Source organism: Sulfobacillus thermosulfidooxidans DSM 9293 (assembly GCF_900176145.1).
GTDB lineage: Bacteria > Bacillota > Sulfobacillia > Sulfobacillales > Sulfobacillaceae > Sulfobacillus > Sulfobacillus thermosulfidooxidans.
Window position 1 is genome coordinate 2,907,649 of the sequence record NZ_FWWY01000001.1, and the last position, 23,136, is coordinate 2,930,784.

Annotated in this window: 23 protein-coding genes and 1 tRNA gene; 19 read left to right on the plus strand and 5 right to left on the minus strand. The window is 48.8% G+C overall.

The features are described 5' to 3' along the window. The first annotated feature begins 56 nt into the window (after window positions 1-56). Window positions 57-647, plus strand: coding sequence for a nucleoside recognition domain-containing protein (locus tag B8987_RS14440; protein WP_020373137.1), 591 nt, complete (start codon window positions 57-59; stop codon window positions 645-647). A gap of 270 nt (window positions 648-917) precedes the next feature. Here the strand turns inward: B8987_RS14440 and B8987_RS14445 are convergent, their stop codons facing one another. Continuing rightward, complete coding sequence (locus tag B8987_RS14445; RefSeq protein ID WP_020373136.1) at window positions 918-1,451, minus strand: spore maturation protein; 534 nt, start codon at window positions 1,449-1,451, stop codon at window positions 918-920. A 145-nt stretch (window positions 1,452-1,596) separates the two neighbouring features. Here B8987_RS14445 and B8987_RS14450 point away from each other — a divergent pair, with 145 nt between their 5' ends. From B8987_RS14450 to B8987_RS14460, 3 genes are read left to right on the plus strand one after another with little or no spacing between them, the layout of a single operon-like run. Next, entirely contained in the window at window positions 1,597-2,061 is a 465-nt protein-coding gene (locus B8987_RS14450) for a RidA family protein (RefSeq protein WP_020373135.1), read from the plus strand. Window positions 2,062-2,085: 24 nt separating this feature from the next. After that, a complete protein-coding gene (locus tag B8987_RS20050; RefSeq protein WP_020373134.1) occupies window positions 2,086-2,973 on the plus strand; it encodes a pseudouridine synthase in 888 nt (295 codons plus the stop codon). After that, window positions 2,876-3,919 (plus strand): nicotinate phosphoribosyltransferase, encoded by a 1,044-nt coding sequence (locus B8987_RS14460; RefSeq protein ID WP_081503112.1) that lies wholly within the window; start codon window positions 2,876-2,878, stop codon window positions 3,917-3,919. The genes B8987_RS20050 and B8987_RS14460 overlap by 98 nt, the downstream gene beginning before the upstream one ends. On the opposite strand, the gene B8987_RS14465 is transcribed toward B8987_RS14460, so the two are convergent. Beyond that, window positions 3,885-5,015, minus strand: a complete 1,131-nt coding sequence (locus B8987_RS14465; protein ID WP_020373132.1) for a hypothetical protein — start codon at window positions 5,013-5,015, stop codon at window positions 3,885-3,887. The genes B8987_RS14460 and B8987_RS14465 overlap by 35 nt on opposite strands. Before the next feature lie 55 nt (window positions 5,016-5,070). Between B8987_RS14465 and B8987_RS14470 the strand changes: the two genes are divergently transcribed. From B8987_RS14470 to rpsA, 5 genes are all read left to right on the plus strand, one after another. Then, complete coding sequence (locus tag B8987_RS14470; RefSeq protein WP_020373131.1) at window positions 5,071-5,226, plus strand: DUF2197 domain-containing protein; 156 nt, start codon at window positions 5,071-5,073, stop codon at window positions 5,224-5,226. A gap of 59 nt (window positions 5,227-5,285) precedes the next feature. Continuing rightward, a complete protein-coding gene (aroH, locus tag B8987_RS14475) occupies window positions 5,286-5,690 on the plus strand; it encodes a chorismate mutase (protein WP_037913546.1) in 405 nt (134 codons plus the stop codon). Beyond that, on the plus strand, window positions 5,690-6,376 hold the full coding sequence (cmk, locus tag B8987_RS14480; RefSeq protein WP_020373129.1) for a (d)CMP kinase: 687 nt from the start codon (window positions 5,690-5,692) through the stop codon (window positions 6,374-6,376). Before aroH ends, cmk begins: the two co-directional genes overlap by 1 nt. After that, the gene (locus tag B8987_RS14485; RefSeq protein ID WP_020373128.1) at window positions 6,376-6,978 is read left to right on the plus strand and encodes a lysophospholipid acyltransferase family protein; all 603 of its coding nucleotides are present in this window, start codon (window positions 6,376-6,378) and stop codon (window positions 6,976-6,978) included. The genes cmk and B8987_RS14485 overlap by 1 nt, the downstream gene beginning before the upstream one ends. Before the next feature lie 109 nt (window positions 6,979-7,087). After that, window positions 7,088-8,329, plus strand: a complete 1,242-nt coding sequence (rpsA, locus tag B8987_RS14490; protein WP_084661675.1) for a 30S ribosomal protein S1 — start codon at window positions 7,088-7,090, stop codon at window positions 8,327-8,329. 98 nt (window positions 8,330-8,427) lie between these two features. Here the strand turns inward: rpsA and B8987_RS14495 are convergent, their stop codons facing one another. Then, window positions 8,428-8,991, minus strand: coding sequence for a biotin transporter BioY (locus B8987_RS14495; protein ID WP_020373126.1), 564 nt, complete (start codon window positions 8,989-8,991; stop codon window positions 8,428-8,430). Window positions 8,992-9,156: 165 nt separating this feature from the next. On the opposite strand from B8987_RS14495, the gene B8987_RS14500 reads away from it, so the two are divergent. The 9 genes from B8987_RS14500 (at window position 9,157) to B8987_RS14545 (ending at window position 19,654) form a co-directional block, all read left to right on the plus strand. Beyond that, window positions 9,157-9,744: a hypothetical protein gene (locus B8987_RS14500; RefSeq protein ID WP_020373125.1), complete on the plus strand. Its 588-nt coding sequence runs from the start codon at window positions 9,157-9,159 to the stop codon at window positions 9,742-9,744. 248 nt (window positions 9,745-9,992) lie between these two features. Beyond that, complete coding sequence (locus B8987_RS14510; protein ID WP_084660898.1) at window positions 9,993-11,294, plus strand: transposase; 1,302 nt, start codon at window positions 9,993-9,995, stop codon at window positions 11,292-11,294. 235 nt (window positions 11,295-11,529) lie between these two features. Further along, window positions 11,530-12,846: a ribosome biogenesis GTPase Der gene (der, locus tag B8987_RS14515; RefSeq protein WP_020373123.1), complete on the plus strand. Its 1,317-nt coding sequence runs from the start codon at window positions 11,530-11,532 to the stop codon at window positions 12,844-12,846. Continuing rightward, entirely contained in the window at window positions 12,843-13,844 is a 1,002-nt protein-coding gene (locus tag B8987_RS14520) for an NAD(P)H-dependent glycerol-3-phosphate dehydrogenase (RefSeq protein WP_020373122.1), read from the plus strand. The genes der and B8987_RS14520 overlap by 4 nt, the downstream gene beginning before the upstream one ends. A 142-nt stretch (window positions 13,845-13,986) precedes the next feature. Then, window positions 13,987-15,465: a stage IV sporulation protein A gene (gene spoIVA / locus B8987_RS14525; RefSeq protein WP_020373120.1), complete on the plus strand. Its 1,479-nt coding sequence runs from the start codon at window positions 13,987-13,989 to the stop codon at window positions 15,463-15,465. A 226-nt stretch (window positions 15,466-15,691) separates the two neighbouring features. Then, on the plus strand, window positions 15,692-17,455 hold the full coding sequence (locus tag B8987_RS14530; protein WP_084661676.1) for a peptide ABC transporter substrate-binding protein: 1,764 nt from the start codon (window positions 15,692-15,694) through the stop codon (window positions 17,453-17,455). Between the two features lie 102 nt (window positions 17,456-17,557). After that, window positions 17,558-18,451 (plus strand): ABC transporter permease, encoded by an 894-nt coding sequence (locus B8987_RS14535; RefSeq protein WP_020373118.1) that lies wholly within the window; start codon window positions 17,558-17,560, stop codon window positions 18,449-18,451. A 15-nt stretch (window positions 18,452-18,466) separates the two neighbouring features. Beyond that, the gene (locus tag B8987_RS14540; RefSeq protein WP_020373117.1) at window positions 18,467-19,420 is read left to right on the plus strand and encodes an ABC transporter permease; all 954 of its coding nucleotides are present in this window, start codon (window positions 18,467-18,469) and stop codon (window positions 19,418-19,420) included. Between the two features lie 157 nt (window positions 19,421-19,577). Beyond that, window positions 19,578-19,654, plus strand: a tRNA-Pro gene (locus tag B8987_RS14545). A gap of 437 nt (window positions 19,655-20,091) precedes the next feature. On the opposite strand, the gene B8987_RS14550 is transcribed toward B8987_RS14545, so the two are convergent. Then, on the minus strand, window positions 20,092-21,618 hold the full coding sequence (locus B8987_RS14550; protein ID WP_020373116.1) for an ABC transporter substrate-binding protein: 1,527 nt from the start codon (window positions 21,616-21,618) through the stop codon (window positions 20,092-20,094). 83 nt (window positions 21,619-21,701) lie between these two features. On the opposite strand from B8987_RS14550, the gene B8987_RS14555 reads away from it, so the two are divergent. Beyond that, the gene (locus tag B8987_RS14555) at window positions 21,702-22,130 is read left to right on the plus strand and encodes a threonyl-tRNA synthetase editing domain-containing protein (protein WP_020373115.1); all 429 of its coding nucleotides are present in this window, start codon (window positions 21,702-21,704) and stop codon (window positions 22,128-22,130) included. A 38-nt stretch (window positions 22,131-22,168) separates the two neighbouring features. Here B8987_RS14555 and B8987_RS14560 read toward each other — a convergent pair whose 3' ends face one another. Beyond that, window positions 22,169-23,122: an ABC transporter permease gene (locus B8987_RS14560; protein ID WP_020373114.1), complete on the minus strand. Its 954-nt coding sequence runs from the start codon at window positions 23,120-23,122 to the stop codon at window positions 22,169-22,171. Window positions 23,123-23,136: the final 14 nt, after the last annotated feature.

Consider the following 23,136-nt stretch of genomic DNA (forward strand, 5'->3'; position numbering starts at 1 on the left):
GTCTTTTACCCGGACGAGCTACATATAATCTTCCCGAGAATATTGGGGGGATTAGCATGGTTAATATTGTCTGGCTGGTGTTAATTGTTGGTGGCTTGGTAGTGAGTGCCATACATCACTCCATGATGTCGGTGACGCAGGCGATTGTGACAGGGAGTGAAAAGGCTGTCGAAGTGGCTTTCGGGTTCATCGGTATTATGGCGCTATGGCTAGGCATGGCTAAAATTGCGGAAGAATCGGGGTTGATGCGAGCGTTTTCTCGTCTGCTCGCGCCATTTGTTTCGCGGTTATTTCCTGGGATTCCCGAAGATCATCCAGCTATGGGAAATATGTTAATGAATATGGCCGCCAATATCCTGGGGATGGGAGGGGCGGCAACGCCCTTCGGACTAAAAGCGATGGAGGAGTTGCAAAAACTTAATCCCATCAAAGATACAGCGTCGGCCAATATGATTACCTTTCTAGCGATCAATACGGCCTCGATTAATCTTATCCCAGCTACCGTCATTGCTTTACGGGTAGCGGCCGGCTCGAAAAACCCTACCGAAATTGTTGGACCGACCATTGTCGCGACAACCGTGGCTTCCGTCGTCGCCATTACCGCAGAGCGCCTCTTCCGCCATTTTCACCGCAACGATAAACTATAATTGGGATTCGAGTTCCCGGAATTCATCTTGAATAGATTGACTGCATCGTGATCGTCTGCCACCCCGAACAAATTTTAGGAAGGTTGGGGGCATCGGGCATGGGGTCTTCATCCCCTGCCCATGTGCCTGAGGTTCCGACCACAAGGGCCTGTGAATTAGGACATTTTTCATTGGTTTTGCCAACAAATCCGTTTTACTCTTTTCTTCTTTTGGTCTAGGCAAAACTTCGAACCATCACGCCCATCGTGCTTGAGGTCATGACCCAAGGGATTATCCAAAGAGTTGATGACAGATAAATACCGCGGCAATAAATCCGGCCAAATCCCCAATCAACGCGACGGTCAGCGCATAGCGAATCTTTTTGATACCGATTGACCCAAAATAGAGGGTGACAACATAAAACGTGGTATCGGTGCTTCCTTGCACGGTCGATGCCAACCGGCCAACAAAAGAGTCAGGGCCGTAGCGGTGCAATAATCCGGTGGTAATTCCTAATGCCGCACCTCCTGATAAAGGACGCACTAGCAACAAGGGAACCACCGGCGCTGGAACACCTAAAAAGCGGAGAGGGCCGGAAAGAAAATGTATGACGGCATCAAGAGCTCCAGAAGCTTCGAAAATATTGAGGGCAACCAAAATACCAACTAAGAAAGGAATCATCCGGACGGCCATACGAAATCCTTCTTCGGCTCCTTCGACAAAGGTTTCATACACTTTGATTCCTTTAAGCCACCCATAAATCGGAATAAATCCGATGAGAAAGGGAATGGCCCAAACTGATACCGTTTCGATAATCGCGGTCATATGGTCTTTGCTCCTTTAGTGATACACGGTGACGGTCGAAATAGATGGGACAACCTGGTATACTGATCCGGAAAATCCCGAGTGGCGACGTCTTGTCTAGGAAAAGATATGATACAGCCGTGACAAGCATGAATGGAGGACAAAAATGGGATTATTATCTAAACGATTACAAGAACTAGGAATTATCTTACCTGAAGCTCCTAAAGCGGTAGCCGCTTATGTGCCTGCGCGTGTGGCCGGATCGTTGTGTTTTACATCGGGGCAGTTGCCTTTTCGAGAGGGGAAACTTGTTGCGGAGGGCAAAGTGGGCGATAGTGTGAGTCTCGAAGAGGCGCAACAAGCGGCTCGTCAAGCTGCTTTAAATGCGATTAGTGTGGCAGCGGCAGCTGTTGGGGATTTAGATCGTTTGGAAGCCGTTATTAAGGTTGTGGGATTTGTACAATCGGCGCCGGATTTTCATGATCAACCACAAGTCATTAATGGAGCGTCGTGGGTCTTGGAAGAAATCTTCCAAGAACAGGGACGGCATGCCCGTTCAGCTGTGGGCACCAATGCCTTGCCGCTTAATGCTGCCGTGGAAGTTGAATGTATTTTTTTGATTCGTGAATAGGTTGTTCATCAAAGGAGGGACGGCATGAATTCCCGTCTACAAAAAGTTATAGCGCAAGCCGGACTCTGTTCGCGGCGTGAAGCGGAAACATGGATTGATGCAGGAAGGGTCCTCGTCAACGGTCAGAAGGCACATTTGGGTCAAGTGGTAGACCCAGAGACCGATCAAATTGTCGTGGACGGCCGTCCCCTTCAACTCAAAACCGAACGAACCTATTTAATCCTCAATAAGCCGGTAGGTTATACCACTTCGCTGAAAGACCGTCACGCGGAGCATCTAATTTCTGAGCTCGTGCCCGCTCGATTCGGGCGAGTTTTTCCTGTGGGCCGTCTCGACAAAGAGACATCGGGTCTCATCATTATGACCAATGATGGGTTGTTGGCGCATCATCTAATGCATCCGTCGTATGCCGTACCTAAAGTTTACGAGGCATGGGTTCAAGGCGTTCCTCGACGCAATCATCTGTTGCGATTGGAAAAAGGCATTCAACTGGATGACGGATATGCCCATCCCCAAGACATTAAAATTCTTCGGACTGAAAACAACAATGCGCTGTTTCGTCTGACGTTGACAGAAGGGCGAAAACGGGAAGTTCGGCGAATCTTTGAGGCCATCGGCCATCCCGTCTTGTCCTTAAAACGGATCGCCTTTGGACCGTTATCATTGGAAGGCCTTGAAGAGGGGCAATTTCGACCGTTGACACACCGCGAAGTCAAGGCATTATATAGCATGGTGGAAACTGCACGGCAAAAGAATTCCAGGAATCGAAGGGATGACCAATCGAATGACTTCACCAAATCCAGATTTACAGCACGTGGTATCAAGCGTCCAGGCCGTTCAACAATACCAGCCGTCCCCTCGCGGCATTCGCTCAGCCACACCCGAGGAAATTCAGGCCGGAATCACCGCTGATGTGTACTTCGTGGGAACCCAGCAAATTCTTAAGGAATTAGGACTGAACAATAAGATTGTGACCGCTGAAATTTTTGCCAATCGGCCTGGGCTACTTGCAGGCATCGATGAGGCTTTGTCATTACTGGAGCCTTTGCCAGTTCAGGTGGAGGCGTTAGACGAGGGCACAACAATCACCGCGAAACAAGTGGTGATGCGGATAACCGGACGTTACGGGGACTTTGGATTATACGAAACGGCATTGTTGGGGATTTTGGCGTCCTCTTCGGGTTGGGCAAGCGCGACTCGCGAGATTGTGGAAGCTGCCGATCCCGTTCCTGTCTATTCGTTTGGTGCCCGGCATGTCCATCCTGCGGTGGCTTCGGTGATGGACCGGGCTGCCTTGGTAGGCGGGGCTAAGGGAGCCAGTAGTATTTTGGGAGCTCGTCAGGCGAATCAAATGCCCTCGGGTACTATGCCTCATGCCTTACTTCTGATGGCCGGAGATACTGTCGAGGCTGCTTTGGCCTATGACCGGATCATGCCAGAAGATGCTCCACGAGTGGTTTTGGTCGATACTTTCAAAGACGAGGCCGAGGAAGCAATTCGGGTGGCGGAGGCTCTGAAAGAGCGGCTTAATGCGATCCGGCTGGATACGCCAAGAGAACGGGGCGGCGTGACACCGGAGTTAGTCCGAGAAATCCGTATTCGTCTTGCCCAAAAAGGGATTAATCATGTGGGAATCTTTGTATCTGGCGGACTCACTCCGGAACGGATTATTGCTTTAAAAGAAGCTGGGGTTACGGGATTTGGTGTGGGCAGTTACATTGCGGCGGCTCCACCACTTGATATGACGATGGATCTCAAAGCGATTGATGGTCAGCCCGTGGCGAAACGGGGGAGAATTCCTGGACTGACCCCTTCACCAGATCTTAAGATTCGTAAGTGGATGCCCAGCGGCGATTGAACAAGTTTGTTAAATCCTCATAGGCTTCGGGCGTGAGATGTTTCTTGAGTTCCTGCAGTTCAGGAAGCGATCCGGTTTCTAGACAATCGGCAATGAGATACGGCAATTTTTTGGACTCTGGTAGCCAATTAATAAGTGCCTGACGCACCATATGTTGTTCCTTTTCATCTTCGGGCCAGTGCTGTTCAATATAGTGGATAGCCTGGTCCATTTGGCCTTGGCGAATTAGGGCATGGGTTCTCCCTAAAAACAGCGGATCCATCGCTGCAAATTGATCCCATAAAAAAACTATGGGCACGGAAGGTATCACTTCCAAAAGGGATAACAGACGCTGTACACGTTGCCATTGCCGCTCTCTTGGAAAAGGAATCACTCCCGGATTCCATAACTCAGCAAGAATCACGGGCGTCAATGCCTCGACTTCGCCAGGAAAACTCGAAAAAATATGGTCCAACGGCAAAAAGGGATTATAAGCCCACAGTTTAACCCAGAACAACAATCCCGGCTTGCGAATCAGCTGTGGGTTCTTCCAGCCCCTTAAAGCATTTAAAATCGCAGGATCATCTAACCAACTCGGATGGAGATCGACGAGCATTTGAGGCTGATGAATAATGCGCTCTAAATTATCCAGAGCCATTGGTTCGGTCTTAGTATGCGCGATGTTGCGAGGCAGCATCCACCATGGCGCGATTTCGGGCACCAAGCGAAGAATATTCTTGCCTGTTGTAGCCTCAAAAAGAACGTTCCATGAATTTTGTAATGCCATGGCAAAGGCGTACGGTGGAAAAACAAATTGTTCGGGATGCTCGCGAAAACTTAGCAGTAAGGCTCCAATATGAGCACATGGTGCTGGGCGCGAACACGTGCAGCCCCCTTGCCACAAATCCTTAGAGAGTTCAAAATGTGGAATATAGGAGTCATGGTAACCACGCAGTTCCGCAATGAGGCGGCCAGGCATCCTCATCTTGCGGATACAGCGGTCTTCATAGATATAATCACGGGCTAAACGTAGTGTTTTCTCTGGAATTCGCCCTATATATTCGTCAACAATTTCTATGGTGATGTCCATCGGGTTTTGGGACACTATTTGAGACATGATGGCCCCCTTTTAAAGGTTTTCTCAGTCACATCATGAGCTAGGAGGGATAAGGATGCAAGTACGTTGCCAAATTTGTGGTACAGTAAGCGATGTGGCCGCTTGGACTAAAGAATACGAGCTATTAAAGTATAGTCCTGAACATCCTTACATCTGTCGTACCTGTCAGCAAAAGATTCAATTGGAGGCTAAGGAAGGCCAGAAATCATAAAATCACTTGCAAAAATCTCGAAATCATGTTGTGATCAGGCGTAATAGCATGTGGATATCATGGATAGAAAGGATGTTGACGGATTGATTCGGGGAATACGAGGAGCGACACAGGTCGATCGTGATGAGGCGCATCACATTTTAGAACGCACCCAGGAACTTTTGTTGGAGATGGCTCGCGCGAACGATATACGCCCAGAAGATATGAGCAGTATTTGTTTTACCATGACTCCTGATCTCCATGCGACCTTTCCAGCGGAAGCGGCACGACAAATTGGTTGGCAATATGTGCCAGTTATCTGTATGCGAGAATTGGATGTCCCTCATGGATTGCCCATGACGGTACGCATTTTAATGCAAGCCGAGACGCAAAAATCGCAAGAAGAAATCCGCCACATCTATCAATATGGTGCTGTGGTATTACGCGAAGATCTCGTAAAGAGTCGTGAGGAGTCACAGGGATAATGAAGGCTGTGGGACGAGGCCCAGTCGTGACAGTCGACGGGCCTGCCGGTGCAGGCAAAAGCACCGTGGCCCGAAAAATGGCGGAACGATTGGGCTTTTTGTATCTTGATTCTGGAGCAATGTACCGGGCCTTGGCACTTAAGGCATTGCAACATGGTATTGATTTACGTGATGAATCACAGTTGGCCGATTTATTGAAGTCGACCACCATTGATTTGATAGGCAATGGTCAAGGACAACCATCGGTGTGGTTAGATGGGGAAGACGTCACCACACTACTTCGGACACCGGAAGTCAACGCGAGTGTTTCGTTGGTCGCGGGATTTCCTCTGGTCCGTGAAGAAATGGTTCGAAGGCAGCGCGCCATGGCGCGTGAAGGACGCGTGGTGATGGATGGACGCGACATTGGTACATACGTTTTGCCGGATGCGGACTTAAAATTTTATTTGACGGCATCATTGGAAGCTCGAGCACGCCGCCGGTTAAATGATTTGGTGGCCTTAGGATTTCATCCCAATTTAGAGACATTAGGGGAAGAAATTCGTCACCGGGATACCCTGGATGCTGCCCGAGAAGTGGGTCCCTTGCGTCAAGCGGAGGATGCCATTTTGATTGACACCACCGATATGGAGGTGGATCGTGTTGTCGATATGATGTTGGAGTATTATCGGCAACGCGTCTCGTAATGTTTTATTGGGTCTTATATTGGATGGTACGTTGGGCCTTTTCGTTATATTTCCGCATTGAGGTTAAAGGCGTAGAAAATGTGCCGCGAAAAGGACCATTACTGATTTTAGTTAATCACATCACATTATTAGATCCGCCCATGGCGGCTATTTTGATGCCGAGACCCGTGTATTTTATGGCAAAAGTGGAATTATTCCGATATCCTATTTTTGGTTGGCTTATTCAACATCTTCACGCTTTTCCGGTGCGCCGTGGTCATCCAGACAGGCAAGCTATTCGCACATCTTTACGCATTTTAGAACAGGAAAAGGCCTTAATGATTTTTCCTGAAGGTCACCGCTCTGAAACAGGTGCTTTGCAAGAAGCCCGTGCAGGTGCTGTCTATTTGGCACAAAAGACGGGAGCCCCTTGTATTCCCATTGGAATTAGTGGGCAATATGGTTTTCGCAAAACGATTCGATATTCCATTGGGGAAGTGTTTACCATTCCCCGTGACATGGAAAGGCATGAAGCCCAGAAGTTGATTATGCGTAAGATTGCCGAGCAAATTCCCGGCAATCAGGTCGAACATTTTTCGCGGAAAAAACGTATTAAGCGATAACGCGTCATATGAAAATTCTTGGATTGATGCCAACTTCCGGTGTAATATGTAAAGGAGTAGTATGTGAAACACGTTTCATACAGGCGCAATGACAAGGGGGCCGGCGATCATGGATGAACGGGAACACACAATGCCAGAGGACACCACGGAGCAAGCTAAAAATCAAGAGCATGAAGACATCATGAATATGGAAGATTCTCTCGCTTATGCGCCCATGGAGGATGTCCATCCTGGGGACATAGTGGAAGGGAAAGTGGTCCATATTTCCAATGATGGTGTGCTCGTGGACGTGGGGGCAAAATCCGAAGGAATCATCCATTTGCAGGATTTAAGTCACCGCCGTATTGAGCGCCCCGAAGATGTGGTGAAGCTGGGAGACGTCATATCGGTCTATGTATTAGGTTATGAGGGCGAAGAGGGTGTTTTAAAACTCTCGAAAAAACGGGCCGACGAACAAGAAGCCTGGAAAAAACTTGAAGAGGCTCAAGAATCTGGCCAAATTTTACATGCACCCGTCGTAGAAATTGTTAAGGGTGGATTAGTGGTCGATGTGGGTCTGCGTGGGTTTATTCCAGCCTCTCACATCGCCCGGGGCTATGTCAGTGACATGACACCATATTTAGGACAAGTGGTGCCGCTCAAGGTTGTTGAATTAGATCGCAACAAACGGCGTGCGATTTTGTCTCGCAAAATCGCAATGGAAATCGAGGAAAATGCGAAAAAAGAACAGCTCTGGCAAACTATTCAAGAAGGGCAAGTACGCCATGGAGTTGTCAAGAGTTTAACGGATTTTGGTGCCTTCATTGACTTAGGAGGGGTGGATGGTCTATTACACATCAGTGAAATGTCGTGGGGACGCATTAACCACCCGTCTGAAGTCTTAGAAGTGGGCCAAGAAATTGATGTGAAAGTCCTGCGACTGGATCCGGAGAAAAATAAGATTTCACTAGGCCTTCGACAGGTTCTGCCAAATCCGTGGGAAGGTGTCGAAGAAAAATACCGTGTTGGGCAATTATATCAAGGCGTTGTCGTTCGACTGGCAGGATTTGGCGCGTTTGTCGAACTAGAACCAGGCGTTGATGGGTTGGTACACATTTCACAGCTTGCTCCCGAACGGATTCATCAACCCTCTGATGTGGTGACTGTGGGAGATAGGATTTGGGTGAAAATCCTTTCGGTCGATGCGGCGAACAAACGCATCTCACTGTCTAAACGGCAGGCCGACGAAGATATCGCCAATGGGGCTTTATCATCCCATGATCACATCGAGGAGGATGGCGGTTCGACCACTATCGGTGAGCATTTAAATGCGTATCACGCAGGGAACTGGGATGATGAAAAAGAACCGTAAAATGTTAGGTGACACGCTTCGACCAGCAAGTGACTACTAACCCCCGAGGTAGACCTCGGGGGTTAGTATATGGATGTTCTGGCAAATGTCCTCCGTAATTACCCCGCTTGCCGGTAACTGTGTTCGCCCCATCGAGCGATCGTAAACGCTCGGGCTTTTCGAATAATCGGAAAGGCAATGACGGCTTTCAGAGCATCCCATCCCATAAAGGGTACAACGCCTTCAAGAAATGCGTGCGGTACGGTCGCATGGGTTGTTAAGATGAGTCCTATCATGCCTCCTAGATAGATGATGATAAGATTAACCGCTAGACCCGCAATGAGCCGACCTTTGTGTGTGGTCGATCCCGTCAATATGGACATTGCCCAGGCAGCGACCGGGAATGCCCACAGATAACCTCCAAATGGGCCCACAAGGATGGCCACGCCGTGACCCCCTTCGGCGAATACGGGAAGCCCCAGCGCGCCTAAAATCAGATAAGTCATCATACTGAGAAACGCCCATTTAGGAGGCAATAAGCCTCCGGCCAGATAGACACCTAGTACCTGTAAACTAAACGGAACGACGGTTAAAAACGGTAAGGTAAAAGATGTAATAGCACCCACTGCGGTAATGGCGGTGATGAAGGAAGCCAAAACCAAAAAACGCATGTAATGAGGCATACGGTTCCTCCTAGAAACAGGATAAAATTGCGACATCTACCACTTTCCCTATAAGCTGCGTCATTTTATCACAAAGCCTGAATGCATGGAAAGACACCGGTGCGGGACAATAATTCATGTCTTCATGTCGATTGCGGAGCACTGGTGTGGAATGAGGCGGTGACGATGTTCCTCTTAGCAACGTTTACTTTTTGGATTGCGGGATCCATCTTAATGATGACAGGATTCGGACGTGAAGTTTTCGATAGGCACCAGCTGCGTGGTGCCAGGATCGGTCTGGTTATGCTGATAACGAGTGTGCTCGCTATCATTACCGCAACATTTTATCCTTTTCACCAGGCCAATTTTGGAAATATAGCTTGGGAAGCCTTTATGGCCAGCGTGTTTTTATTAAGAGGCCGTTCACGATTATGGTGGGAGACCTTTATAATTGCTGTCATGATTACGGTGGTTCGTGGGTTCGGTCCAATAAATCCTCACCATGCAGATGTGGTGAATTGGGCTGTGTGGGAAAGTGTCATGACGGGGGTATTTATCGGTTCTATCATTCACGACCCTTTTTACTCGGCTTTATCAGCAGGTATGGCCGCGATACAATCCGGTATCATCCTGACATTGCTGGCGGGACATATTCATTTTGGCACGACACGCGACATGGCTTTTGTGTTGAGTTCGACCCTTATTGCCTGGCATATGTCATGGATCATGAACTGGATTCACACCGAACGGCGTGCCGAAATGTCGAATTCATAAGAGGCATTTGCGCTGTCTTGAAACCGTAGAGGGGCGCGGGATTCGCAGAGGCTCATAAAGAATTTCCCCCATTCATGGACGGAGGAATGCGGCTTTTCGGTTCCCGGTCGGCCGCCGGCGGCCGATTTGACCCCACCCGCGGCACACCGTGCCGCGATCCCCGAAACCCGCAAAACCCTAAGAAAAACGGGCCGAGCTCTGGTAAAATTGAAGTACCAACCACAATTTTCCGAAAGGAGCTCTCCCGTATGGCTATCATACCACAACTTTCTCTCTTTTCGTGGCAAGATCTCGAAGAATTAGGCGACCTCGAACGCCTCGTGCTCGTCCTCGAGACGGTCCCGGATGAAACCCTCATGGCCCACCTGGAAGCCGCCCGTGGGCATGGGCGGAATGCGTACCCGGTCCGGGCGATGTGGAATTCGGTGTTGGCCGGGGTGGTTTTCCAACACCCCAGCATCGAGAGCCTTCGCCGAGAACTGGCCCGCAATGCGCAACTGCGCATGCTGTGCGGGTTCCGCAACGCGGCCGTCCCGCCCGCGTCGGCCTACACCCGATTTCTGCATCGTCTGATGGCCGAACAGGATACCGTGGACGGGATGTTTGAGCAGCTGGTGGATGACCTCGCCGCCGTGCTCCCGAATTTCGGTCAGCGCTTGGCCATGGACAGCAAGGGTATCTCGTCGCGGGCCGTGCGGCCCGCCAAAAACCCCACCGCCGATGGGCGCCGGGACGTCGATGCCGATTTTGGACGGAAGGAATACCGCGGTGTGCATGAGGACGGGACTACCTGGACCAAAGTGGTCAAGTGGTTCGGGTATAAGCTGCACCTGGTGGTGGATTCGACGTACGAATTGCCGGTGGCGTGGGAGGTGACGAAAGCGTCGGTGTCCGATGTGACCCGGGCGATGCCCATGTTGGATCATCTGCACCATCGCCACGGGGTGCTGCTGTCCCGTGCCGTCCTTTTAACGGCCGACCGGGGCTATGATGATACCAAATTGATCGCCGCCTGCTGGGATAGCTACCAGATTAAGCCGGTGATCGATATCCGGAATATGTGGCGGGACCCGGATGCCACGCGAGTGCTACCGGGCCATTCGACGGTGACCTACAATTATCGTGGCGACGTCTTTTGTCAGGATCCGGTCACGGGTCAGGTTCACACCATGAGTAACGGCGGATTCGAAGTCAGGCGCCAACGTCTCAAAAAGCGGTGCCCCGCCCGCTTTGCGGGCGTGTCCTGCCGGGGTCAAGACACCTGCCCCGTCGTCCAGGGCCTGCGCATTCCCTTACAGACCGATCGGCGGATTTTTACGCCCATGGACCGGGCCAGTTATCAATGGAAGCGCGAGTATGCCCATCGCACGGCGGTGGAACGGGTGAACAGTCGGTTGGATGTGTCGTTCGGGTTGGAACTCCATACCATTCGGGGGCTAAAGAAAATGCAACTCCGCTGCGGGTTGGCCCTCATCGTGATGTTGGCGATGGCGCTCGGGCGGATACGGCAACGGCAACCGGAGCGGATGCGCCGCCTCGTGGGGTCGTGAACCCCACCCCCATTCATCGAAATCCCGGAACGGCCCGTCGGGCCGCTGCTTCGGCGTCGATTCATCCTGTTCCGCCATAATTGAGGCCCATTCACCCTCTGGGATCTGCGTGACAAACGGCTGTGGAGTCGCCGCAGATTGACTGAAATCGGCTACAGCGGAAAAAACTCCATAAGGCTTTGTCTTGCCAGAGTCCCAAGACCCTGGGATAATCGTAATCATTGGAGGGATTGGGTTGGCATTAGTAGCTTTGGTCGGAAGACCCAACGTGGGTAAATCGGCTTTGTTCAATCGTATCACAGAAACCCGGCGTGCTATTGTTGAGGATACGCCTGGTGTAACGCGTGATCGTCTTTATGAGGATACGGATTGGAATGGTCGGACGTTTACGTTAGTTGATACGGGAGGCATATGGATTAGCGATGATGATGATTTATTATCAATGACTCGTGCCCAAACCGAAATTGCTCTGAACGACGCAGACGTGATCGTGTTTGTTGTAGACGGTCAAGCGGGACCCACGGGTGGAGATTTTGATGTGCTAGAAATTTTGAGGAGAACGCGGAAGCCGGTGATTTTGGCTGTCAATAAGGCCGAGAGTCCTAAAATCACTGGGATAGAATTTTATGAGTTTGGGCTGGGTGACCCTGTTTTGGTTTCCGCAGTGCACGGTGAAGGTGTAGGGGATTTACTTGACCGGATTGTTGACAGTCTCCCACCTCAGGCTGCCACGGATGAGGAACCATCTGGTGACGAGATTCGCATTGCGTTAGCGGGACGTCCCAATGTTGGCAAATCATCGCTTCTTAATACGCTAACGGGCGAGGAACGGACATTAGTGACCCCGATTGCTGGGACCACACGCGATGTTGTGGATAGTGTCTTAGATATTGATGGGCAACGCTATGTCATTCTTGATACAGCGGGATTGCGACGACCCAATAAGATATCTGATGAATTGGAAGAAAAAACGGTGCAACGCACGTTAGATGCGATTCGCAATGCAGACATTGTCTTGTTATTATTAGCAGCCAATGATCAACTCACCGCGCAAGATCAACGCATTGCTGGCCAAATTCATAAGGCGCGCAAGGGATGTGTGGTGTTGCTCAACAAATCGGATTTGGTTAAAGGGAGCACTGTTCCTATCCAAACCAAAGCTCGTGAAGAACTCAAATTTTTAGACTATGCCACCATTATTCCCATTTCGGTGGTGACCGGATGGCATTTAGATATGATTTGGCCCGCGATAACCCAGGCCTATCAAAGCTTTACGGCGCGGATTACAACCCACCAGCTCAATCAGTTGATTCAAGAAGCGGTGCACTTAAATCCGCCACCAACAGATAAGGGGCGGAGTTTGAAAATTTATTATGCAACGCAAGTATCGACAAAGCCACCCCATTTTGTTCTCTTTGTTAATGATCCGGAACTGGTTCATTTTAGTTATGAGCGTTATCTCGAGAACCGTTTAAGAGAAAAATGGGGATTTCGCGGTTCACCCATTCAACTCTCGTTCCGTCCTCGCTCGAGAAGGGAGTTTGAACAATGACACCGCGTCTGACCATTTTTGGGTCGGGAAATTGGGCCCTCACATTGGCAGATATTGCAGCACGCTCCGGTACAGAAGTGACGATGTATGTGAGACGCCAAGAATTATGTGATATTTTAAAGCGCACGCATTCCCACCCTCAGTATCTTACTCATCTTAAGCTTCCCCCGAATGTGGTCTTTACGCATGATCTTGGCGAGGCGGCAGCATATTCCCATAATTGGCTCATGGTTGTTCCCAGCCAACACATGCGGACCTTAGCTATAAGGTTGCGCCCATTTGTGACTGATGCCCATCATGTCGTCTCAGCAGCTAAAGGACTTGAAGAACATACCGCTCTACGGATGACACAAGTCCTGCATGATTGTTGGCCCGAGGTTAATGCACAGCTTGGGGCATTAAGCGGGCCGAATTTGGCCTATGAGATTAGTTTGGGTCAACCTGCAGCGAGTGTCATTGCTGGTAGTGCTGCCCTGTTTGATGCGATGGCGCCACTTTTGGGTCATGCCAATTTGCGTTTGTATGGTCAGCCGGATATTGTCGGGGTCGAGTTAGGTGGAGCATTGAAAAACGTTTTAGCCATTGCTGTGGGAATTGCCAATGCATCGGGACTCGGTGCGAATGCCGAAGCGGCCATCATGACACGGGGTCTTCATGAAATGGGCAGGTTGGCCGTGGAACTCGGAGCGAAATGGAGTACATTAGCGGGCCTATCAGGATTGGGAGATGTTGTCGCTACAGCCAGTTCCCCCAAATCGCGAAATAGGTGGTTGGGCCAGGAGTTGGCCAAGGGACGCCCCTTGAACGAAATTATTGCGAGTACCTCAATGGTTGTAGAAGGTGTGCCGACTGCCTATGTCGCCAAACGCCTCGGGGATGAATTTCGTTTGCCCTTGCCGATTACCTCAGAAGTGGTGGAGATTTTTAATGGTAAACCTGTGCGCCAAGCGGTGCAGGATTTAATGAGCCGGGAACGAGTACAGGAATCGGATTTTTAGATTTCTATGAGATTTTTTACCAGCATGGGCATGAATCCGGTGGTTCTCTCATATCTTGCTACTGTCATCATTAGGGTGATCCCGGGACAGGCGGGGACCGGCGCCAACCCACATGGAGACCTAAAGGGAGGGAACCACAAGGATGGAAAAGTTTGATCTGTTTAAGGATTTGGCCGAACGAACCGGCGGCGATGTGTATATTGGCGTCGTGGGACCGGTCCGCACCGGCAAATCAACATTCATTAAACGTTTCATGGAACGTATGATCTTACCAGCTATTGAAGACCTCAATGACCGGGAACGGGCTCAAGATTCGCTGCCCCAAAGTGGTACCGGAAAGACCATCATGACCACAGAACCCAAATTTATCCCCGACGAGGCAGTGGAAATTCAACTCACCGATGCCATTGCGTTTCGGGCTAGACTCGTGGATTGTGTCGGCTATGCTGTGCCCGGAGCCTTGGGTTATTTAGAAGAAGACGGTGCACGCATGGTGATGACGCCTTGGGCCGATGAAGCCATGCCGTTTGAGGAAGCTGCGGAAATTGGCACGCGTAAGGTCATCCAGGACCACTCTACCATTGGTCTGGTTGTCACAACGGATGGGAGCTTTGGCGACTTACCCCGGGATGCGTATTTAGACGCAGAAGAGCGTGTTATTAGTGAGCTCAAAGAATTGGGTAAGCCATTTGTGGTCTTGTTAAATTCTTCGCAACCTGCTTCAGAAGAGGTCGTGACTCTTGCTTTAGAACTCCAAGAACACTACGATGTCCCGGTGATTCCTGTTAATTGTCAGGAGCTTCAGCAAGAGGACATTGTCCATATTCTCGAGCAAGTTCTGTATGAATTTCCAGTGACTGATATCAGTTTCCAATTAACGGACTGGGTCGAAGCGTTAATGACGTCTCACTGGTTACGTAAACAAATCGACACGGCTCTGGACGAAGCCAAAGCAGCCATTACCCGCCTTCGGGACGTCGATCCGGCCGTGAACAACCTGAAGAGCTATGACTATCTGGATGACGTTCGCCTGGTGCATATGGATTTGGGAACAGGCATCGCAGAAATTTTTGTCGGGGTCCAAGGCGATTTATTCTTCCGGGTTCTCGGGGAATTAGCCGATCGCCATGTTGCCACATACGGAGACATCATGAAATTGTGGCGGGAATATGTCGTGGCCAAAGCGGAATGGGACAAAGTGGAAGAAGCGGTGCATGAGGTCCGAGCAACGGGTTACGGGATGGTAGCGCCTAGCCTAACCGAATTGAATTTAGCGGAACCGGAGCCCATTCGGCGTGGAGCGCAATTTGGTGTCAAACTTAAGGCGACGGCACCCTCTATTCACATGATTCGGGCCGATATTGAAACAGAGATTACGCCAATTATTGGGACGGAACGACAGGCGGATGAATTGGTCCAATATCTGATGGAGCAATTCGAAGACGATCCGGTAAAATTATGGGAAACGAACTTATTCGGCAAATCTTTACATGATTTGGTCCGAGAAAGCATTCAATCTAAGTTATTTAAGATGCCAGAAAATGCCCAGGAAAAATTACAGGAAACACTTCAGCGAATTATCAATGAAGGTTCGGGAGGACTTATCTGCATTATTATCTGAGTCCTGTGATTCTAGCTTATTTGACTGCCAGTCATCCAGGTTAAAGATGATTGGCAGATTTTTTATTTGTCAAGGGTTTTTAGGATGTTTGTCTTTTCGGTGAAATTTTAAAATTTGTTCCGCTCTTAGAAGGATTTTCATTTTTCGTTGTCGAATACTGATTCGCTTGAAAAGTACTTCTATTAATTCATTCGTCGTGCTGTAAACATGATTAGGAGGAGATTCCTTGAAGCGGAATACGTCGAAGAAAATCACACTCGCGTCAGCCTTGGCTGTGACCGCGAGTTTAGCTCTTGCAGGATGCGGCAGTACACCGACAACGACAAGTCAAGGGCAACCCGCATCGTTAAAGCCGCAATCAGGCGGCACGATTGTGATGGCTTTGCCAGCGGATAGTAATGTGACCTGGTATTTTCCTCTTATGGATGGTCCATCAGACAGTGTTTATAATGCATGGGTTCAGAGTTTAATGTATAAAAGTTTGTTTACTGTTGGTCCCACGGGATCTATAGATTATAGCCGCTCTATAGCGGAAAGTATTAAACCCAATGCTGCCGGTACGCAGTATGTGGTGACGATGAATCCAAAATACCACTGGTCAAATGGACATCCGGTCACGGCACAAGACGTGGTCTTTACATGGGATTTGATTAAGGCCGCGTCAGCGTCGAACGCGCCGGCCCCATGGCCTTATGTTGGTGCGGGGACTGGTGACATTCCCTCGGGTGTAAAGAGTGTGGTTGCTAACGGTCCGTATCAATTTACTGTGACGCTCAATCAACCCGCTAACCAAGAGTGGTTTATTTACAATGGTTTGGGGCAATTTACGCCATTACCCAAATCAGTCTTTGATAAATACCCAACCAATATGACCCAAGAATTAAATTATCTGGCTAAAGTTGCGACCGAACCCACGTCTAGTGTCTATCAGGTCGTTGATGGGCCATTTAAGTTGAGTCAAGCGGTGTCCAGCCAAAAATGGGTTTTTGTGCCCAATCCTTCATACGATGGTCATAAAGCCTATGTCTCGAAATTGATCTTCCAGTACGAAACCAGTGGCGATGCGGAATTTGCCGCACTCAAGACCGGTCAAATTCAAGTCGGATATTTGCCCAACTCGTTATGGGGATCACGGGCAGCGTTATATAACAACTATAACTTGTCAGTTCAAAATAGTTTGGCCTATGGTGATGTTCTCGTCAATATGAACCATGGCAACTCCCAAGCGAGCCTCAATGCCCCTAATGGAGTTGGGGATATCTTTAAGAACCTGTACGTGCGTCAAGCCATGCAGATGGGCATCAACCAACAGGCCATAAATGATGCGGCATTTCATGGGAATGCGGTCGACGAGGTCGGCATTATTCCTCCCAAGCCGAAGACCATATTCTTTGACCCGTCATTGAAGACTATTTATCCCTACAATCCTGCTCAAGGAAAGAAACTTTTGGAAGAGCATGGATGGCATGAAGTCAACGGCGTGATGACCAAAAACGGCCAACAAATGAAGTTCCAGATGGTGTATTCTAGCGGGTCGCAATCATTCGTTCAAGAAGCGACGTTATTACAACAGGGATGGGCTAAAGAGGGCATTGATGTATCTTTGAAGGCCGAACCCTTTAGTACCATTATTGGTCTGACGAATAACCAGTGGGATATTATGGATTACGGCGGGATTGCCTGGGGCGGATCGTATCCGACAGGTGGCGGGCTCTTTGGTAAACCCGGCCAAGGGCTTGATAACCAGGGATATTACAATCCCGAAATGGTCAAGTTGATCGCCCTAACGCATAAACCCTACCCCACACAGCAACAATCGTTGCAGGCGTTGTATAACTTCCAAGCGTTTGTGGCGAAAGATCTGCCGGTATTATTTGTTCCTTGGCCTCCTTCTTATACGGAAGTGGCGAAGAATGTTCATAACGTTGTCAAATATGCTAATCCGTTCACCGGAGGCATCTCGCCGAACTATTGGTGGGTATCGAAATAAGTCAGAACCGGAAGGGGTAGGGATATTATGCCCCTTCCGGTCTTTTTCATCATACCGTTTTGCATAAAACGCATTGTCTAACAACAGAAAGGATGGCCTCGCATGGTTTCACAGACACCAAATTCGTTGACACTTGAAGAGCAGACCGTGTACGAGGAGAAACCATTACGGTCTCGAACCTGGCGGGCCTTTTGGCGCCATCCCTTAGGACTTGCAGGCGTCATTGGCTTGACCTCGATTGTGCTATTTTGTTTTGTTGGACCTCTTATCTATCCTGCAAGTGCCTATGCCACCCATATCAACGCATTAATGTCGCCCCCGAGTGCCCAGTTCCCGTTAGGAACGGATGATCTGGGACGCAATTATTTAGCCCGTCTCATGCTGGGAGGGCAAGTGTCTTTAATTGTAGGATTTGCGGCAGCTATTGCCTCAATGATTATTGGTGTCGGATATGGACTGATTAGTGGGCTTGCTGGTGGTGTCGTCGATGCCATTATGATGCGGATTATTGATGTATTGCTGACCATTCCCACCTTATTTGTCTTGTTGTTTTTAGATGCCGTGTTTCAACCCAATGCTCTATTGCTTACCATTATTCTTGCCATCACGTCATGGTTTGGTGTGACCCGTATTGTTCGTTCTGAAGTTCTTTCTCTCAAGCAACGGGATTATGTGGAGGCGTCGCGAGCGTTTGGTGCAAGTAATTGGCATATTATGTTGCACGAGTTGTTGCCCAACGTGATGGGAACGGTTATGGTCGCGACGATTTTTCAAATTGCGGGCTCCATTATTTCCATTGCGACGTTGAGCTTTCTGGGACTGGGCTTACCTGCTCCAGCACCAAACTGGGGCGAAATGCTGTCGACCTCGATGAACTACATGTTTCAAAATGCATGGTGGTTGATTTATCCTCCCGGTATTGCACTGTTGTGGACGTTGTTGTCCATTAACTTTATTTCGGAAGCGTTGCAAAGCGCTCTTGACACTCGCTTATAAAGGAGGTTGCCACTCATGTTGGTCTATATTATTCGCCGGTTAATTCAATCCATTCCTGCATTAATTGGGATTGCTATTTTTAGCTTTATTCTCTTGCATATTGTTCCAGGAGGCCCAGCCCAAACTTTGTTGGGCCCACACCAAACGCCTCAGCGGATTGCCGCCATTAACCGCGCTCTCGGACTGAACAAACCCCTATACGTTCAGTTCTGGATATGGTTTGTCAATTTACTGCATGGCAACTTCGGCTATTCCTATAGTTTCAACCAACCCGTGCTGACAGTAATCGGCCAATATCTACCGCATACTATTGCGATTGTGGTGGTTGCTATTATGATCTCTCACCTCATCGCGATTATTCTTGGGACGATTCAAGGATATTTTCGCAACCGCTGGTTTGATCATGTGATTACAACGATCACCTTTTTCTTCTGGTCTATGCCCGTATTCTGGCTGGCGATTATGGTGGTGTTAGTGTTTTCGATTTACCTCGGATGGTTTCCTTCCGGAGGCATTAATTTTACGAACGGGGGACCGGCAGGTTTCGTTGGCTATGTTGACCATGCCACGTTACCTATCCTCGTTTTGGTGCTAGCGACAGTCGCATCATGGGCGCGATTTATGCGTTCCTCTATGATCGATTCGATGTTACAAGATTATATCCGTACGGCGCGGTCCAAAGGGCTGTCCGAACTGGCTGTCGTTTTTAAACATGCATTGAGAAACTCGTTACTACCGATTATTACACTGTTTGGCCTGTCTATCCCGAGCCTGTTTGGGGGAGCGTTAGTGGTAGAATTAGTGTTCAACTATCCGGGGATGGGCCTTTTGTTTTGGAACGCGGCCAATGAGCGGGATTATCCCATTCTGTTGGGAATTATCATGATTATTGGGCTTCTCACTGTAGTCGGCAATCTCTTAGCGGATATTCTATATAGTTTGGTTGATCCGCGTATTAGTTACAAGTGACGAGCTGCTTTTAGGCAAGAAAGAGCTTTATCATCGCTAAAAAAGCAAAACGAGAAGGTCCATCCTTCTCGTTTTGCTCGTTACGCTGAGTGGAATAAAGCGAGAGAAAACAGTTGCTAAGACATAGCCACCATGATATAATCTCTTTGCACGAAATCGGGCTGTGGCGCAGTTTGGTAGCGCGCTACCTTGGGGTGGTAGAGGTCGTGGGTTCAAATCCCGCCAGTCCGACCATTTGCAACAATTTATTATCAAAAAGCCCGGAACACACGAAAAATTAAGGTGTACGGGCTTATTTTTTATTCTGTTCGATTTCTTTCTCTTAAGAACAGGATGACATCTATGTCTCCAAAGCATGATCCGATTTGGTGGTCAAGGTAGTCCTCCGGAAATTCTTCGTCCCGCGACCGCATTGCTAGTAGCAGCGCGGAATGGTGGGGGATCCTCAAGATCTTGAGCTGTTCAAACGAACCGGCTTAGCATGTCACTCGGCAGACACTATCATGGATTAATCCATCGCATCACACTAATTTAATGCTCGGTTAAATCGATTGCTGGCGAACAATATTCTTCCGAAGTCTTTGGAATTGTTTCGGGATAGCGCGAAAACTCGCGCGAAGTTCAAACCGACCGGGGAATATTGGGATGGTTTCTGAATCTTTTGAGCGTAGTTATGGCGTCTTTTGTTGATGAACCCTCCAGTGACGGATGCCAGATAATGGGTCAAAAACATTAATCTCAAATCCTTGGACTTCTGTATTCACAAAGACTTGATGTTGGCGCCATAACAAAAAGACTCCAGGGGGAGATTGTAATAGGACGCCTAAGGCATTTTGGGTTGACGCCGTCAAATTGGGCGCATTTAGGATATGTTTTAAGGAGTGCTGAAACTTAAAGTTACGGTATTCTCCATAATTGAGCGGACTCATAGGAGCGTATTCCTCGGCTAGAAGAGGGTAGGGGTAAGCCCGTCGTTCAATCAAGGCAACCATAAAGGCGTGATGGGTTAGAAGTGAAGGAAGATCTGCGGTGGTGACCACGTGATTGGCAATGCCACTTAGCGCCAATTGGTGGTGAATGGCGATGCCTAATAACATGGCACTTGGACTATTACCGGTTAACACCGTGAGTGACAGGGGCGGATGATGGGGAAGACTCCATTCACCGTGAATCTCTTGATATCCGGCCTGCATGAGGATTGTATGCGGATTGATTTGAGGTGGTGATACATGATAAGGGCTTCCGGGCACAAGGGGTTCATACGCCGGAACAAATGGCTCTGCTTCAGCACGCGCTAAGGCGATCCGATTGATGAGTCCTGGGAGTGCTTTGGCTAATGCTGAAGGCACATCTTGCATGTTGTAAAGTAACATGTAATACTCGGGTCCCTGATAGTACAAAACACGAGGTTGTCCTTCAATTGTTTGTGACGTCCAATTAATATCGGGTGTTGGCGAATTATCCCACGTCGTGATTAATGCATGCGTCTTAGGTGCACCTAAAAAATAATGAGGATTGGCAATCCATTTGATGCCTCCATGATAGGCCATTACCGGCCGATATGGTCCTGAACCCATCATATCAGGGATTTTATTAAAAACAGGCGACGAAGCTATTTTGCTAATACGGACATTGTGTACCATGAACGCCGGTAAGATCCAGTGCCCGCTCCCGGCACCGGCAACGTCTGCCAAAAAGCTGGGGTCAGGATATCTTAATTGGATTTCAATGGTGCTCGCATTAATAATGTGTACATTGCGAATAAGCGAGGCCAGGGATTGGGAAGCGGGAATGGGAGCTTTAGGATTGGCGTAGAGCTCATAAGACCAGGCCACATCGTGAACGCTGATAGGCCGCCCGTTCCACCACTTGGCATGGGGATTCAAATGAAAAATGTAAACGGTATAATGGTTTTTAATTTGCCATTTATCGGCAATGTCAGGAGCAATGTTACCGTTGGGCCGAATTTTGACCAAACTGTCATACATGACGCTCATAATCCAATCATGTGGTTGTCCAGCACTTTGGAAAGGATTCAGTCCAAACCGGGGGAATCCCAAGACAATTTGAGGGCGATTAAAGATTCTCGGATGGGGTAGACTGACTTTCGTCCCGCATCCGGTTAACACCATCAGGCCGCTTAAAAGTCCCATCCACTGCTGTATTCTTTTCCGCATAGGCATAGAATGATCTGTCATGTGTCCTTTCTTCATGTTTTAGTATTATACCAAAGAGGCGCAACAAAATTTGGGGAATAGTTGCAGACAAGGAGAATGTGACAGTGAAGGCGTTATACTTTTACACCCAAGCGTTTTCGGCCCTACCTGCCCTACCCGCGATCCGTAGTGCAAGTGAAAACCCCCGCGCTATCTCTGTGAAATATGCAACGGTCATCTACTTGGCCTTGGAACAAGGAGATACGGATCAGAGTGTGAGTGGGTGTTTGCTCGATTTTATCAGGGAGCGTCGGCGTAATGGCTTGCCCGTGGTGATTCATTCGTTCAACCATTTGTCCGATTGTCCCATGCCGCTAAATCCAGCTAAAAAACTGTATGAACGGTTGCCGCAACAACTTGTTGCTACTGGCATCGAACATATCTTGTCTACGACATTTGGCTGGATTTATGAAATCAGCATGACGGATGTCGGAGAGAGAGGCAGTAAAGGACGCATTCTTTGTGCACAGATAGCAGAACGCCCAAGCAGATAATGTGTTGCCTGCTTGGACGTTCGAAAAAAGATCCGGCGTTAGTTGTATTGAATACGCGGATCCACGAGCCCATAAAGTAAGTCGGCCAAGAGATTTCCAAGAATGGTTAAAAATCCTGTAATAACCACAATTCCCAAGATAACGGGATAGTCTCGTTGGTTGGCCGCATCCCAGAACAATAAGCCCATGCCCGGGTAGTTAAAAATCACTTCGACCAGTAACGCGCCCGAAAAAAGATTAGGCAGCGCAAATCCCAACAAAGTGATTAATGGTAATACCGAATTACGTAAAGCGTGTTTGAGGACGACAACAGATTCCTTTATCCCTTTGGCCCGTGCGGTCCGTACATAATCCTGAATGAGATTCTCGCTCATAGCAGTTCGCATGTATCGGCCCCAACCGGCGACGGTAGTCAATACAATTGTAAGCACCGGTAATGTTGTATGGGCAACCCATGAGCTAAATCCTGGATTGGGATTCAAGGGATTAGAGAGCCCTCCGCTGGGAAACCAATTCAGCGTGATTGAGAAAAACATGATAATCATGATGCCCAACCAAAAAATTGGCATCGAATAAAAGAAATAGGTTAACGCCGTCATAATGTAATCAAACTTGGTGTCATGATAGTAAGCCTGTAAACTGCCCAAAAGAATGGACAGAATATGGGCAATCAAAACACCCAAACCCACGATGGACAACGTTCTTGGCATATTTACCGCGATTAAGTGCCACACCGTTTCATTATAAAAGTAAGATGTACCCAGATTGCCGTGTAATAATTGCCCTAACCATTGAATATACTGTACAGGTAAGGGTTTATTAAGGCCAAATTCCTGGTCCACTTGAGCAATTCGAGCTGGGGTCGCGCGTGGTCCCAGCATGGCTTGTGCCGGTCCTCCCGGAACAATGTGGACCAAGAAAAACCCAATTATCGTAATACCCAAAAGGGAGGGAATCGCCTGAAGTACGCGCCGAAAGATGTATTTTAACATCGCGTGTCGCCCTC